The following is a 13695-nucleotide window of genomic DNA, read 5'->3' on the forward strand; positions in this document are numbered from 1 at the left end:
GCCTGAACTCCTGAACCCGGTTGGGAACTTGCATGAAATACAAGGATTTGCGTGATTTCATCGCGCAGCTGGAACAAAACGGACAACTCAAGCGCATCACCCGCGAGATAGATCCCTATCTGGAGATGACCGAGATCAGCGATCGCACCCTGCGTGCGGGCGGTCCGGCTCTGCTGTTCGAAAATCCCAAAGGCTACACCATGCCGGTGCTGACCAACCTGTTCGGCACGCCGGATCGGGTTGCCATGGGCATGGGCCAGCCCGATGTGGGTGCCCTGCGTCAGGTCGGGGTCTGGCTCTCCTATCTGAAGGAGCCCGAGCCGCCCAAGGGATTCAAGGAGCTGATGGAGAAGCTGCCGATCTTCAAGCAGGTGCTCAACATGCCGACCAAGCGCCTCTCTTCCGCCCCCTGCCAGCAGGTGGTGCAGGAGGGGGATGCGGTTGATCTCGACCAGATCCCGATCCAGCACTGCTGGCCCGGCGATGTGGCGCCGCTGGTCACCTGGGGTCTCACCATCACCCGCGGCCCTTACAAGAAGCGGCAGAACCTCGGTATCTACCGTCAGCAGAAGATCGCCAAAAACAAGCTGATCATGCGCTGGCTCGATCACCGTGGCGGTGCCATCGATTTTCGCGAGTGGCAGGAGGCCCATCCCGGTGAGCGGTTCCCGGTGGTAGTGGCGCTTGGCGCCGATCCGGCGACCATTCTCGGCGCAGTGACCCCGGTGCCGGATACCCTCTCCGAATATGCCTTTGCCGGTCTGCTGCGCGGCAGCCGTACCGAGGTGATCAAGGCCATCAGTTGCGATCTGGAGGTGCCCGCCAGCGCCGAGATCGTGCTGGAGGGTTATCTGGAGCCGGGTGAGCTGGCGCCGGAAGGCCCTTATGGCGACCACACCGGTTACTACAACGAGGTGGACGAGTTCCCGGTCTTTACCATCACCCACATCACCAAGCGGCGCGATGCCATCTATCACAGCACCTACACCGGCCGTCCGCCCGATGAACCGGCGGTGCTGGGGCTGGCGCTGAACGAGGTGTTCGTGCCGCTGTTGCAGAAGCAGTTCCCCGAGATTGTGGACTTCTATCTGCCGCCGGAGGGGTGCTCCTACCGGATGGCGGTGGTCACCATCAAGAAGCGCTACCCGGGCCACGCCAAGCGGGTGATGCTGGGGGTCTGGTCCTTCCTGCGCCAGTTCATGTACACCAAGTTCGTGGTGGTGTGTGACGATGACGTCAACGCCCGCGACTGGAAGGATGTGATCTGGGCCATCACCACCCGGATGGACCCGGCACGGGACACCACCTTGATCGAGCATACGCCGATCGATTATCTGGACTTCGCCTCGCCGGTCTCCGGCCTCGGCTCCAAGATGGGGCTGGATGCCACCAACAAGTGGCCGGGCGAGACCAATCGGGAGTGGGGTCAGCCCATCGTGCAGGACGAGGCGGTGAAGCAAAAGGTCGATGCCATCTGGGATGAGCTGAAGATCCTCGACTGAGGCAAACATGGCTGCTTTGTTGCATTTGCTGCAAAAAGTGATGCGATCCGCAGTTATTTGAGTATTCTCGACTGACGGGGCCAGGGCTGCTGGTCGTCACTCCATAGTGAAACAATGAGCGAAGCGGGCCGAGCGAGCCCGCCACAAGGACAAGAATGCAACGTATCAAATGCCGCGTAGAGGAACTGCGCGAATATGTCGACACCATCTGGCATGTGGCCCTGGCGCCGCAGCAAGCGATCAGCTTCAAGCCGGGCCAGTATCTGCTGGTGGTGATGAGCGATTCGGACAAGCGCCCCTTCTCCATCGCCAACTCGCCGACCCGCCCGGGCGTGCTGGAGCTGCAAATTGGTGCCACTCCCGAAAATGCCTATGCCGGTCAGGTGCTGGCCCGCATGCGCGAGCAGGGCGAGATCGAGGTCGAATTGCCGGCTGGCAAGGCGTTCCTGCGCGATGAATCCCCTCGTCCGCTGATCCTGATGGCGGGCGGCACCGGCTTCTCTTACGCCCGCTCCATTCTGGAGTACCTGATCGACACGGGCAGCAAGCGCCCGGTGTTCTTCTACTGGGGTGTGCGTCAGGCTCACTGGCTCTACGAGCTGGAGCAGATGCAGCAGTGGGAGCGTGACTACGCGCCGCTCACCTTTATCCCGGTAGTGCAGGAGCCGGACGCTGACTGGACCGGCAAGAGCGGACTGGTACACAAGGCGATCATGGATGACTTCGTCAGCCTCCACGACTACGACATCTATGTCGCCGGTCGCTTCGAGATGGCCGGTGCCGCGCGGGAGGAGTTCAAGATCCTCGGCGCCGAGCCGGAGCGCATCTTCGGTGACGCCTACGAATTTATCTGACGGGATCCCCGTTTGGATGATGGAGCCCCCGGTTTTGCCGGGGGCTTTTGTTTTTTCGCCTGCGGCCATAAAAATGGCGTCGAATGGCGCATTCGCAGCCGCATTATCTCGTGATTTTTCGTCATTCTGGATATGAATGGCTACTAATCAGCCGTGGCTAATGGCATCTTTGTGAAGATTGTCAGCAAGCAGGGTAAGGATATCCGTAGTGATAGCGCAAGGAGAGGTCGGGTTGGGCGAACAGGGCAGGATATCGGCAACGGATGACAAGGCGGTGGGCGGCGCTGCGGAGCGGGGCGCGACCCTGTTCCCGTGCTCTCATGGTGGTGACCTGGCCCGTTTGCAGGCTGAAATCGCCGCGCTGAAGCATGAAAACGGCCTGCTACAGGAGAAGCTCAACGCCGCCCTCGATGGCACCGGCATCTGCCTCTGGCAGGGCACCATCCCCACCGGCGAGCTGCGGGTCTTCAATCTGCAGAACTTTCAGGTCGGTGACATGGCTCCCCATTTCGAGCAGTGGAGCGCCAAACTCCATCCCGATGATCGCGCCCACGCCATAGGCAGCTATTTCGCCCACCTTGAGGGCAAAACCCCCTTCTACGAGGCCGAATACCGCACCGTTAGCCCGGCTGGCGAGATCACCTGGCTGTGGGATCGGGGCCGTGTCGTCGATCGGGATAGTGATGGCAAGGCGCTGCGGATCATGGGCTCCCATATCGATATCACCCAGCGCAAGGCCTATGAACAGCGGCTGGCCGATCGCGCCAACAGCGACGCCCTCACCGGGTTGCTCAACCGGCAGGGATTTGGCAAGGCGTTCGCCCAGCAGAAACCGCAAGGGACGGGGGCGCTGCTCTTTATCGACCTGGATGATTTCAAGGGGATCAATGACCAGCTGGGCCATGCCTGCGGTGATCAGGTGCTGCAGCAGATGGCGGACTGGTTGCGCCTCATCATGCCGGGCTCGGCGCTATGCGGCCGTTACGGCGGCGACGAGTTTGTGGTGCATCTGCACCGGGATGTCTCGCACCATAGGCTGGCGCAACTGGCCGATGCGCTGATCAGCAGGATGCACGGCTATGTGCCCAAACCCGGCTGCTCGCAACGGGTAGGACTGAGCATCGGCATCGCGTTATGGGAGGGGGAGGCATTGACCTTCCGGCAGGCGCTGGAGGTGGCCGACAGGGCCATGTACGAGGCCAAGGCGCGCGGCAAGCGAGCCTGGTACCTGCTTCAGATGTGATCGCGTTGGCAGAGTCAGCCCAGAGCAAAAACCCCAGCCGAGCTGCAATGCTGTTCACTTAAGAGAATTTGAGTTCCAGTCCACGTAGTATCAGGGCTAAAAAATGAGGGAGGCATGATGCCTCCCTCTTTCTATTGCAAGCCACGCTGGATAAAGGCTGAAGGAACATCGACTGGAAACAGCCTTGCTCCCCCAACTCAAGTCGCACTTATGAATAATTAGTCAAAAATGTGCTTATCTGAACAGCATTGCAGCCGAGCTGGGGTTTCTGTTATTCGCCTTTGGCGCCGAGCTGTTCTTCGAGCTGAGCCAGCTTGCTTTCGAGGGCGGCCAGTTTTTCCCGGGTACGCAGCAGCACCTTGGTCTGCACATCAAACTCTTCGCGGCTGACCAGATCCAGCTTGCCCAGCTGGGCTTGCAGTACCTGACGCATCTTCTTCTCGGCCTCTTCACCCATGCTGCGAATGCCGGGCGGCAGGGAGTTGTGCACCTGCTTGGCGATCTCTTCCAGTTTCTTCGGGTCGATCATGATGTCCTCCTTAAGCGTTGGCGGACATTCTACCGACAATTCCCTCACTTTGCCGAGATCGCGGCGGCTTTTTACCATTTGTGCTGCCAAGCAAACGCCGCCCTTCGGGGCAATGCTGTTCACTTAAGAGAATTTGAGTTCCAGTCCACGTAGTATCAGGGCTAAAAAATGAGGGAGGCATGATGCCTAATGCCAGTCAGTTAAGCCTGACTGGTATTGTTTTTATTGGCTTTTTTCACACTATACCTCTGGGGCCTTGGCTTCACGCAGCGGGGGTAACTTCGCTCCCTTCGTTCCGGCAATACAAACTGCCCCGCCTGTTTCTCCAGCTCAGCCACCCGCTTCGGGATAGTACCCGGTGACAGGTACGGCATGCAGCTCAGTTCATGGATGAGATACACCGACGCCATGTGAAAACTCAGCTGACTCGCCGTGTACCCCTTCAGGCTCGCCGCCATCTTCACCATCTGGCTGCGCAGCAGGTTGTACGCCAGCAACACGCCCCACAGCTCTTGCCGTATCCCCGTCGCCTTCTTGCTACGCAGGGTCAGTCGATGTTGTTGCAGGCTGTGCTTCATCTCCCGATAGCCCAACTCGATTTCCCAGCGATGGCTGTAGAGTTCAGCGATGTCAGTCCCCGGGAAGCGCATCGGGTCGACCATCGAGGTTAACACTTGGCGCTCCTTGCCGTTGATGTTGCGAGTCAGCAAGCGGGCTTCCACCGTATCCGGCAGTTGTGGCCACTTCTTGCGTGCCTGTGGACTGGTCGTCAGGCGCACCAGCACATCCTGGCGCCCCAGCTTGCGTACCACCTCGTATTGCGTGCCCTTTTTGAGCGGCAGCAGCCAGTGCCGCTCGCTACCCGCAGTTTGCCAGGCATGTAGCAGACCGAGGGAGTAAAACCCCTTGTCGAACAGGGTCAGCGAGTGGTCCGGCGTGCGCGCGACAAGCTGTTCGGCCAGCACCATCTCGTTGACGGCGCAGCTCTCCATGACAGCCTGAACAAGCAGGTGACTGGTCAGCTCCATCTGGCAGAGCATGCGTACCTGCGGATAGGCTGTCTCGCCATGCTGGGTGCCGGGCTTGGCAAACGCGGCGGTATTGTCCAGGGTATCGGGCGTGCGCCACATCACGCCATCGACGGCGAGCAGTTGCAGCCCGGCCCAGCCGGGGTGATTGGCCTGCTGGTGCCAGAGCGAGGCTGTCTCGTGAAACAACCGCTCGATGCTCTTGTCCCCGAGCTTTTGGCGGGCTTGCAGGAAGGCGCTGGGGGCAACAAAGGGACGGTCACCGGGCAACAGGATATCGAGCTGATTGACCAGCTGGGTCATGGGGACATGGCGGAACATGGCCATGCCGATGATGGCCCAGACCAGGCGCTCCATGGGCATGCGGCGACGGCGCAGGGTCACGACATCCTCTTCGGCGAGCAGAGTTGTGATGAGCTCGGGGGAAATGAGGTCGGAGAGTGACTCAAACTGAGCGGGATTGCTGGCGTGGAGGAAGTCGAGAGCCTGTACGATACGCATAAAAAATCCGAAACCAATCAACAGGTTTCGGATTTTTACACATCAGCAGGATCGGTCAATGGATCCTTAACTGATCGGCATTAAGGCATGATGCCTCCCTCTTTCTATTGCAAGCCACGCTGGATAAAGGCTGAAAGAAGATCGACTGGAAACAGCCTTGCTCCCCCAACTCAAGTCGCATTTATGAATAATCAGTCAAAAATGTGCTTATCTGAACAGCATTGCGCCCTTCGGGGCTGCGTTCTCGTGTCTGCATCTGCTGAAAAATCAGGCTGGCTGGTGGTTGCGATCCAGCCAGCCTTGCAGCAGGCCGACCAGCAGGCCGGTCAGGTGGGCGATGTTGGCGGTGCTGGTGCCGAGCATGTCGAAGAAGCCGAGCACCATCCAGAACAGCATAAAGCCCATCAATGCAGGTGGCAGAGTGAGGCCGCAGGCCGGTTGCAGCTTGGCTCGCAGCCAGCAGTAGCCGAGCAGGGCATAGACCACGCCGGAGAGTCCGCCAAACAGCGGGCCGCTGGCGAAAAACTCGGCGATATTGGGCAGTGCGGCACCTACCAGCAGCAGGATCAGCAGCTTGCCGCTGCCGAGGCGCTGCTCGATCTGGCCCCCCAGATACCACCACCACAGCAAGTTGAACACCAGATGGAGCACCGAGAAGTGGATCAGGGCGGGGGTGAAATAGCGCCATGCCTGCCAGTCGGTGAACTGGGCCAGGGTCGGGTGGAACGCCAGTTCATCGTAGATGGGCAGGCCGATGGCATCGATGCCGTAGATGGCGAGACAGGCGATGATCACCACCAGCGTCAGCGGCCCCGCCTGATGGAGGAAGTCGGTGATGGGGTCCGTCATCCCCTTGCTGTAGTCGATGCGGGCATCGGCGCGGCCGGACTGCCAGGAGGCCTCCATGTAGCGCGGGTGGCCCGGCTCGGCCAGAAAGCGCTTCACCTCCAGCTGGGCTTGGGCGAGGCGCGGCTCGTCCGCCAGCCAGATGGTGACCCCCAGCTCGGACTGGGTCAGCTCGCAGGAGATGCCCAGCGTCGCCAGATAGTCCACCAGCGCCTGCGCCATGCGGGCGTTGTCGAGTACCAGCAGCTGGATCATGCCTCGCCTGCCTCGATGGGAAACTCCCGGCGCCATGCCTCGAAGCCACCATCCATGCTGTAGACCTCGTCATAACCCTGTTGCAGCAGGTATTGGGCGGCTCCCTGACTACTGTTGCCGTGATAGCACATCACGATGACCGGGGTATCGAAATCCACTTCATTCATAAAGCGCACCAGCGTGCCGTTGGTGAGGTGGAAGGCGCCGACCGCGTGGGCCGCTTCAAAGGATTGCGGGTCGCGAATATCCACCAGACGGGCTTCACCCGCGCTCAGTTTCTGGTGGGCATCATGGGCATTGATATGGGCAAACTGGTCCATCTGGATGTCCTGCGAATAGGTTGATTACGGGCCAGTGTACCGCAAGCTGTGGCGCAAACTAACCCCACAAAAGATAAGGGAGCCAGTGGCTCCCTTGTCGATATGGCATGCGGGTCAGTGGGTTAACCGCCGAGATAGGCCTGCCGCACTGCCGGGTTGGCCAGCAGGGCGGCGCCCGTGTCTTGCAGCACCACATGGCCGTTCTCCAGCACATAGCCACGGTCGGCCAGCTTGAGCGCCTGGTTGGCGTTCTGCTCCACCAGAAAGATGGTCATCCCCTTCTGGCGCAACTGCTCTATGGTGTCGAAGATCTGCTGGATGACGATGGGGGCCAGCCCCAGCGAGGGTTCATCCAGCAGCAGCAGGCGCGGTTTGCTCATCAGGGCGCGGCCGATGGCCAGCATCTGTTGCTCGCCGCCGGACATGGTGCCCGCCCGCTGCTCCAGCCGCTCATGCAGGCGCGGGAACAGGGTGAACACCTGATCCAGCAAGCCGTGCTGCTCGGCCTTGTCGACGAAGAAGGCGCCCATCAGCAGGTTCTCCTCCACCGTCAGGCGGGCGAAGATACGGCGCCCCTCCGGCACCACGGCGATATCCTTGCGCATGATGCGAGCGGTGGTGAGGGAGCTGATCTGTTCCCCCTCAAACCAGATGGAGCCGCTGCTGGGCTTGGGTTCACCGCAGAGGGTCATCAGCAGGGTGGTCTTGCCCGCGCCGTTGGCACCGATCAGGGTGACGATTTCCCCCTCTTTCACCTCGACGCTGACATCGTGCAGCGCCTGAATTTTGCCGTAGTGGGTCGATACGTTGCGAAGTTCTAACATCGTGACTCCTTGGGTCCTACGATTCGCCCAGATAGGCCTTGATCACTGCCGGGTTGTTGCGGATCTCATCCGGCTTGCCGTGGGCCAGCGGGGTGCCCTGGCTGACCACGAAGATGCGGTTGGAGATGCCCATCACCAGCTTCATATCGTGTTCGATAAGCAGCACCGAGACCCCGAACTCGTCCCGCAGGCTCATGATCAGCTCATCCAGCTCGTCGGTCTCCTTCGGGTTGAGGCCGGCGGCCGGTTCATCCAGCATCAGCAGCTCGGGACGGGTCGCCATGCAGCGGGCGATCTCGAGGCGGCGCTGCTGACCGTAGGCCAGATTGCCGGCGGCGCGGTTGGCGAGATCCTTGAGGCCGACTTTATCCAGCCAGAAGGCGGCCTGCTCCAATCCCTCCTGCTCCGCTCGGCGAAACTCCGGGGTCTTGAACAGACCGGCGATAAAGCTGGTGTTGAGGTGCTGGTGCTGGGCGACCAGCAGGTTCTCCACCGCTGTCATCTCCTTGAACAACCGCACGTGCTGGAAGGTACGCACAATCCCCTTGCGGGCGATAAGGTGGCCGGGCAGCCCCTGGATCTCCTCACCCTTGTAGCGGATGGTGCCGCCGCTTGGGCAGTAGAAGCCGGTCAGGCAGTTGAAGATGGTGGTCTTGCCCGCGCCGTTGGGGCCGATGATGGAGATCACCTCGCCCTTGTCGATATCCAGTTTTACCCCGTTGACGGCCAGCAGGCCCCCGAAGCGCATCGACAGATCAGAGACTTCCAATAACTTCTGAGTGGCACTCATTTTTTCAGCTCCCTATTCAAGGTGGAGCAAGTCACTGCCAGCCATTCAGCCACATAGCGCATCGACAGATCAGAGACATCTATGAACTTCTGATGAGTACTCATTTCTTCAACTCCAGATGCGGACGGGTCATCGGCAGCAATCCTTGTGGCCGCCAGATCATCATGAACACCATCAAGAGGCCGAACATCAACATGCGGTACTCGTTAAACTCGCGGGCCAGCTCCGGCAGCACCGTCATCACGATGGCAGCCAGCACCACCCCGATCTGGGAGCCCATGCCCCCCAGCACCACAATCGCCAGCACTATGGCCGACTCGATAAAGACGAAGGATTCCGGGCTGATAAAGCCCTGCCGCGAGGCAAAGAAGCTGCCGGCAAAGCCCGCGAAGGTGGCGCCTATGGTGAAGGCGGTCAGCTTGATGATGGTGGGGTTGAGCCCCAGCGATTTGCAGGCGATCTCGTCCTCCCGCAGCGCTTCCCAGGCGCGGCCGAGCGGCATCCGCAGCAGGCGGTTGATGACGAACAGGGTCGCCACTACCAGCACCAGCGCCATCAGGTAGAGGAAGATCACCTTGTGGTTGGCGTTGTAGGTAATGCCGAAGAAGTTGTGGAAGGTATCAAAGCCCCCATCCTTGACGGTGCGGTTGAACTCTAGCCCCGCCAGGGTCGGTTTGGGGATGCCGGAGATCCCGTTCGGGCCGCCGGTCAGGGTGGTCATGTTGTTGAGCAGGATGCGGATGATCTCGCCAAAGCCCAGGGTGACGATGGCCAGATAGTCCCCCCGCAGCCGCAGCACCGGGAAGCCGAGCAGGAAGCCGAAGGTAGCGGCCATCAGCCCGGCGATGGGCAGGCACTCCCAGAAGCTCAGCCCGAAGTAGGTGTTGAGCAGGGCATAGCTGTAGGCGCCGACCGCGTAGAAGCCGACATAGCCGAGATCGAGCAGACCGGCGAGGCCGACCACCACGTTCAGCCCCAGCCCCAGCATGATGTAAATCAGGGTGAGGGTGGCGAGATCGATGGCGCCGCGAGAGGCCATAAATGGCCAGCTCACCGCGAACAGCAACACCAGCACGGCCGTGAGGTTATAGAGCTTGGGCGCCTCTTCCGGGCTAGGCAGCACCAGTTTGTTGAAGCCGACCGAGAAGCCGCTGATGGAGGCCTGAAACAGCCGGGCGATCTGGCCGCGCAGCATCTGGAACCAGAACACCAGGGTGGCGCCCCCCAGCAGCCAGGCCAGCGACACATCGAGGCGGCTCACTACCAGCAGGCGGGAGCCGTCGGTCTCCAGCTTGAAGCCGAGCAGCCAGAAGGAGAGCACCAGCAGCACCAGGCTGGCGATACAGGCGTGGATAAATTGATTTCTCATCACACTTTCTCCACTTCCGGACGACCCAGGATGCCAGTGGGCATGAACAGCAGTACAAAGATGAGCAGGGCGAACGCCATCACATCCTTGTACTCGGTGCTGAGATAACCGGCGGTGAGCGCTTCAACCACGCCGAGCAGCAGGCCACCCAGTACGGCGCCCGGAATACTGCCGATACCGCCCAGCACTGCGGCAGTGAAGGCCTTCAGACCGGCCATAAAGCCGAGATAGGGGTTGATGACGCCGTAATACATGCCGAGCAGCACCCCGGCCACGGCGGCCAGCGCGGCTCCCAGCACGAAGGTGATGGAGATGACCACGTGGGTGTCGATGCCCAGCAGGTTGGCCATCTTGATATCTTCCGAACAGGCGCGGCAGGCGCGGCCCATGCGGGAGCGGTTGATGAACTGGGTCAGCGCCAGCATGGTGACAAAGGTCACCACGAAGATGATCAGCTGCATATAGGAGAGGCTGGCCTGAAAACCATCCTCACCCCCCAGCGTCCAGCCACCGGAGATCAGGGTGGGCATGGCGATATCGCGCGAGCCCTGGGCCATCCGCATCATGTTCTGCAAGAAAATCGACATGCCGATGGCGGAGATAAGGGGGATCAGCCGGTTGCCGCCGCGCAGCGGCCGGTAGGCGACCCGCTCGATGCTCCAGCCATAGGTGCCGGTGATGACGATACTGACCAGGAAGGCGCCCCCCAGCAGTAGAAAGGTGCTGTCGATGCCCATCATCATGAGCCCCGCCATCACCATGAAAGCGACATAGGAGCCGATCATGTAAACCTCGCCGTGGGCGAAGTTGATCATGCCGATGATGCCATAGACCATGGTGTAGCCGATGGCGATCAACGCATAGGTGCTGCCTATGGTTAATCCGTTCAGCAGTTGCTGAACCAGATAGAGGAGGTGTTCGGACATACTGCGTTCCCTGTACTTGCCCGCAAAGAGAGGAGGGGGTGAGCGTACTCACCCCCCAATCGGCAGATTATTTGACTTGGCTGGAGGTACCGTCAGCGTGCCACTGGAACACACCGAATTCGAAGCCTTTCAGGTCACCGTTCGGTGCCCAGCTCAGGGGGCCCATCACGGTTTCGACCGGGGTGGCCTTGATGGCGGCGGCCACAGCGGCCGGGTCATCTTCACCCGCTTTGGCGATACCGGCTGCCAGGGTTTGCACCGCGGCATAGGTGGTCCAGACGAACGGGCCGGAGGAGTCCTGACCCTTGGCCTTGAACGCCGCCACCAGCGGGGCGTTGGCGGGCACCAGATCGTATTTGTTCGGCAGGGTCACCAGCAGGCCTTCAGACGCCGGGCCGCCGATGGCGGAGATATCCTTGTTACCCACCCCTTCCGGGCCCATGAACTTGGCTTTCAGCCCCTTCTCGCCAGCCTGACGCAGGATCAGACCCAGCTCAGGGTGATAGCCGCCGTAGTAGACGAAATCGACGTTCTCTTTCTGCAGCTTGGCGATCAGGGCGGAGAAGTCCTTGTCACCGGCGGTGATCCCTTCAAAGGCCACCACTTTCACGCCAGCCTTGTCGAGTGCCGCTTTCACGCTGGAGGCGATCCCTTCACCGTACTGTTTCTTGTCGTGGATAACGGCCACGCGCTGGGGTTTGACCTGCTCGATGATGTACTTGGCGGCAGTCGGGCCCTGATCGCTATCCAGACCGATGGTGCGCAGGGTCAGCTGGTAACCGCGCTCGGTGATCTTGGGGTTGGTGGAGGCGGGGGTAATCATCAGGATCCCCTCGTCTTCATAGATATCGGAGGCGGGCAGGGTATTGTCGGAGCAGAGGTGACCGACCACGAACTTGACGCCGTCATTCACCACCTTGTTGGCAACGGCCACCGCCTGTTTGGGATCGCAGGCATCGTCATAAACGACCGCTTCGATCTGCTTGCCGTTGATGCCGCCTGCCTTGTTGATCTGCTCGACCGCCATCTTGCCGCCGGTGAACTGCATGTCCCCGTACTGGGCGACCGGGCCAGTGACCGGGCCTGCGATACCGATCTTGATGGTGTCTGCCGCGTGGGCGATGGAGATCGATCCAAACAGAGCCAAAGAAACCGCTGCGCTTACTGTTATTTTGCTCAACTTATGCATTGATTCGTCCCTTAATCAGTGGATTGTTTCATTTCCGTGTGTCATTCCGGATCTACATCCCGTGCATCCGGCTATAGGTATGGTTCTATCATTCCTCACGGGGCAATAACAAGCTGTTAAAGATACTAACCAGAGGGGGTTTAATGGGCTTATTTTGAAACAAATGACCTGTTATTTTTCGCAGATTAGAGCTTAATATCGATTTGTTGACTTAACATCTTGGTAACGACAGGCGATTCTGACAAACGCCAGAGGATTAATCTGGTGATATTTTACTCTGACAGCGCTCCCATTTTGACCACAACCTGTTTGCGCAAATAGAAATGAGCGCCTAGATTAGCCAGCATTGACAATTCCGTGGCAGAGCTCGTTAAAACCAAGCCTTTATTCGGGAAATCTGCTAATGTTCCGCCTTTGACAGTCAGGAGACAGAGATGGCCACTATCAAGGATGTCGCCTCGCGCGCAGGCGTATCCATCTCCACCGTCTCACATGTGCTCAACCACACTCGGCGGGTCAGCGAAGACGCGACCCAGAAAGTGATTGAGGCGGTGGCAGAACTCAACTACGCGCCCAACTCGGTAGCGCGCAGTCTTAAAATAAATTCGACCAAGACCATTGGCATGCTGGTGACCACCAGCGTAAACCCCTTCTTCGCAGAAGTGGTGCAAGGGGTTGAAGCGTACTGCTTCGAACAGGGCTACAGCCTGATCCTCTGCAACACCGAAAACCAGCCGCCTCGCCAACAGCATTACTTAAGAATGCTGATGGAAAAACGGGTGGATGGTCTGCTGGTATTGGGTACCGATATCGACACCCCGTTGCGCGACATGCTGCGCATCCACAAGAACGTACCGCAGGTGGTACTGGATTGGGGCACGGAGTGCGATTTCGCCAACGTCATCAACGACAACGCCCGCATTGGCGCCCGCATGGCCGTACGCCATCTGCTGGAGCTGGGGCACCGCGATATCGTCTGCATCACTGGCCAGCTCTCCAAGCCGACCACCCAGCAGCGACTGGACGGGGTACGTGATGCGCTGGGCGAGCAGGGTCTGACCCTCAAAGATGACCAGATCTTTGAAGGGGATTACGAGAGCCAGAGCGGCTTCGATGCCATGCAGCGCATCCTGGCCCTGCAGCCTCGTCCGACCGCGGTCTTTGCCTTCGACGATCCCATGGCGATCGGCGCGATTTGCGCTGCCTGGGAAGCCGGAGTCAAGGTGCCGGACGATATCTCCGTCATCGGCTACGACGATGTGGAGATGGCGCGCTTCTCCAGCCCGCCGCTGACCACCATCCGTCACCCGAAGGCCGAATTGGGCCAGCTGGCGGTGAAGCATCTGGTCAGCCGGATCCGCAACAAGGAGCTGGAAGTGGAATCGATGACGGTCCAGCCCGAGCTGATTATCCGTCGCTCGGTCAAACCGCTGCGTTAATCCCGCACCCGTTGCCAAAACGACAAACCCCCTCTGTCACGAGGGGGTTTTTGTTTATGGGCGGTTTGCGTTGAATCAGT

13 protein-coding genes are annotated in these 13695 nt (G+C 59.9%); 4 read left to right on the top strand and 9 right to left on the bottom strand.

The annotated features are described in order from the left end of the window. Positions 1–32: 32 nt before the first annotated feature. From ubiD to I6G90_RS16195, 3 genes are all read left to right on the top strand, one after another. Positions 33–1502, top strand: a complete 1470-nt coding sequence (gene ubiD, locus I6G90_RS16185; protein ID WP_042060819.1) for a 4-hydroxy-3-polyprenylbenzoate decarboxylase — start codon at positions 33–35, stop codon at positions 1500–1502. 155 nt (positions 1503–1657) lie between these two features. Then, on the top strand, positions 1658–2356 hold the full coding sequence (gene fre, locus I6G90_RS16190) for an NAD(P)H-flavin reductase (RefSeq protein ID WP_058053186.1): 699 nt from the start codon (positions 1658–1660) through the stop codon (positions 2354–2356). Between the two features lie 208 nt (positions 2357–2564). Continuing rightward, positions 2565–3599 (top strand): GGDEF domain-containing protein, encoded by a 1035-nt coding sequence (locus tag I6G90_RS16195; RefSeq protein WP_232254367.1) that lies wholly within the window; start codon positions 2565–2567, stop codon positions 3597–3599. 271 nt (positions 3600–3870) lie between these two features. Here the strand turns inward: I6G90_RS16195 and ubiK are convergent, their stop codons facing one another. The 9 genes from ubiK to I6G90_RS16240 form a co-directional block, all read right to left on the bottom strand. Beyond that, positions 3871–4128, bottom strand: a complete 258-nt coding sequence (gene ubiK, locus I6G90_RS16200; protein WP_058053188.1) for a ubiquinone biosynthesis accessory factor UbiK — start codon at positions 4126–4128, stop codon at positions 3871–3873. Positions 4129–4328: 200 nt separating this feature from the next. Continuing rightward, positions 4329–5657 (bottom strand): IS4 family transposase, encoded by a 1329-nt coding sequence (locus tag I6G90_RS16205; RefSeq protein WP_197928315.1) that lies wholly within the window; start codon positions 5655–5657, stop codon positions 4329–4331. A gap of 267 nt (positions 5658–5924) precedes the next feature. Beyond that, on the bottom strand, positions 5925–6758 hold the full coding sequence (gene glpG, locus I6G90_RS16210) for a rhomboid family intramembrane serine protease GlpG (protein WP_042656769.1): 834 nt from the start codon (positions 6756–6758) through the stop codon (positions 5925–5927). Then, the gene (glpE, locus tag I6G90_RS16215; protein ID WP_042060826.1) at positions 6755–7078 is read right to left on the bottom strand and encodes a thiosulfate sulfurtransferase GlpE; all 324 of its coding nucleotides are present in this window, start codon (positions 7076–7078) and stop codon (positions 6755–6757) included. The genes glpG and glpE overlap by 4 nt, the downstream gene beginning before the upstream one ends. Before the next feature lie 122 nt (positions 7079–7200). Beyond that, on the bottom strand, positions 7201–7902 hold the full coding sequence (locus tag I6G90_RS16220; RefSeq protein WP_005339433.1) for an ABC transporter ATP-binding protein: 702 nt from the start codon (positions 7900–7902) through the stop codon (positions 7201–7203). A 16-nt stretch (positions 7903–7918) separates the two neighbouring features. Next, positions 7919–8692 (bottom strand): high-affinity branched-chain amino acid ABC transporter ATP-binding protein LivG, encoded by a 774-nt coding sequence (gene livG, locus I6G90_RS16225; RefSeq protein WP_197928317.1) that lies wholly within the window; start codon positions 8690–8692, stop codon positions 7919–7921. A gap of 100 nt (positions 8693–8792) precedes the next feature. Further along, positions 8793–10061 carry a high-affinity branched-chain amino acid ABC transporter permease LivM gene (locus I6G90_RS16230; protein ID WP_162626975.1) on the bottom strand — a complete coding sequence of 423 codons (1269 nt, stop codon included), beginning with the start codon at positions 10059–10061 and terminating at the stop codon, positions 8793–8795. Then, the gene (gene livH / locus I6G90_RS16235; protein WP_139409695.1) at positions 10061–10987 is read right to left on the bottom strand and encodes a high-affinity branched-chain amino acid ABC transporter permease LivH; all 927 of its coding nucleotides are present in this window, start codon (positions 10985–10987) and stop codon (positions 10061–10063) included. The genes I6G90_RS16230 and livH overlap by 1 nt, the downstream gene beginning before the upstream one ends. 67 nt (positions 10988–11054) lie before the next feature. Next, on the bottom strand, positions 11055–12176 hold the full coding sequence (locus I6G90_RS16240) for a branched-chain amino acid ABC transporter substrate-binding protein (protein ID WP_058053194.1): 1122 nt from the start codon (positions 12174–12176) through the stop codon (positions 11055–11057). A gap of 434 nt (positions 12177–12610) precedes the next feature. Here I6G90_RS16240 and I6G90_RS16245 point away from each other — a divergent pair, with 434 nt between their 5' ends. Continuing rightward, on the top strand, positions 12611–13615 hold the full coding sequence (locus I6G90_RS16245; RefSeq protein ID WP_042060838.1) for a substrate-binding domain-containing protein: 1005 nt from the start codon (positions 12611–12613) through the stop codon (positions 13613–13615). Positions 13616–13695 lie beyond the last annotated feature (80 nt).

Origin of the sequence: Aeromonas allosaccharophila, assembly GCF_016026615.1 — a bacterium.
Taxonomy (GTDB): domain Bacteria; phylum Pseudomonadota; class Gammaproteobacteria; order Enterobacterales; family Aeromonadaceae; genus Aeromonas; species Aeromonas allosaccharophila.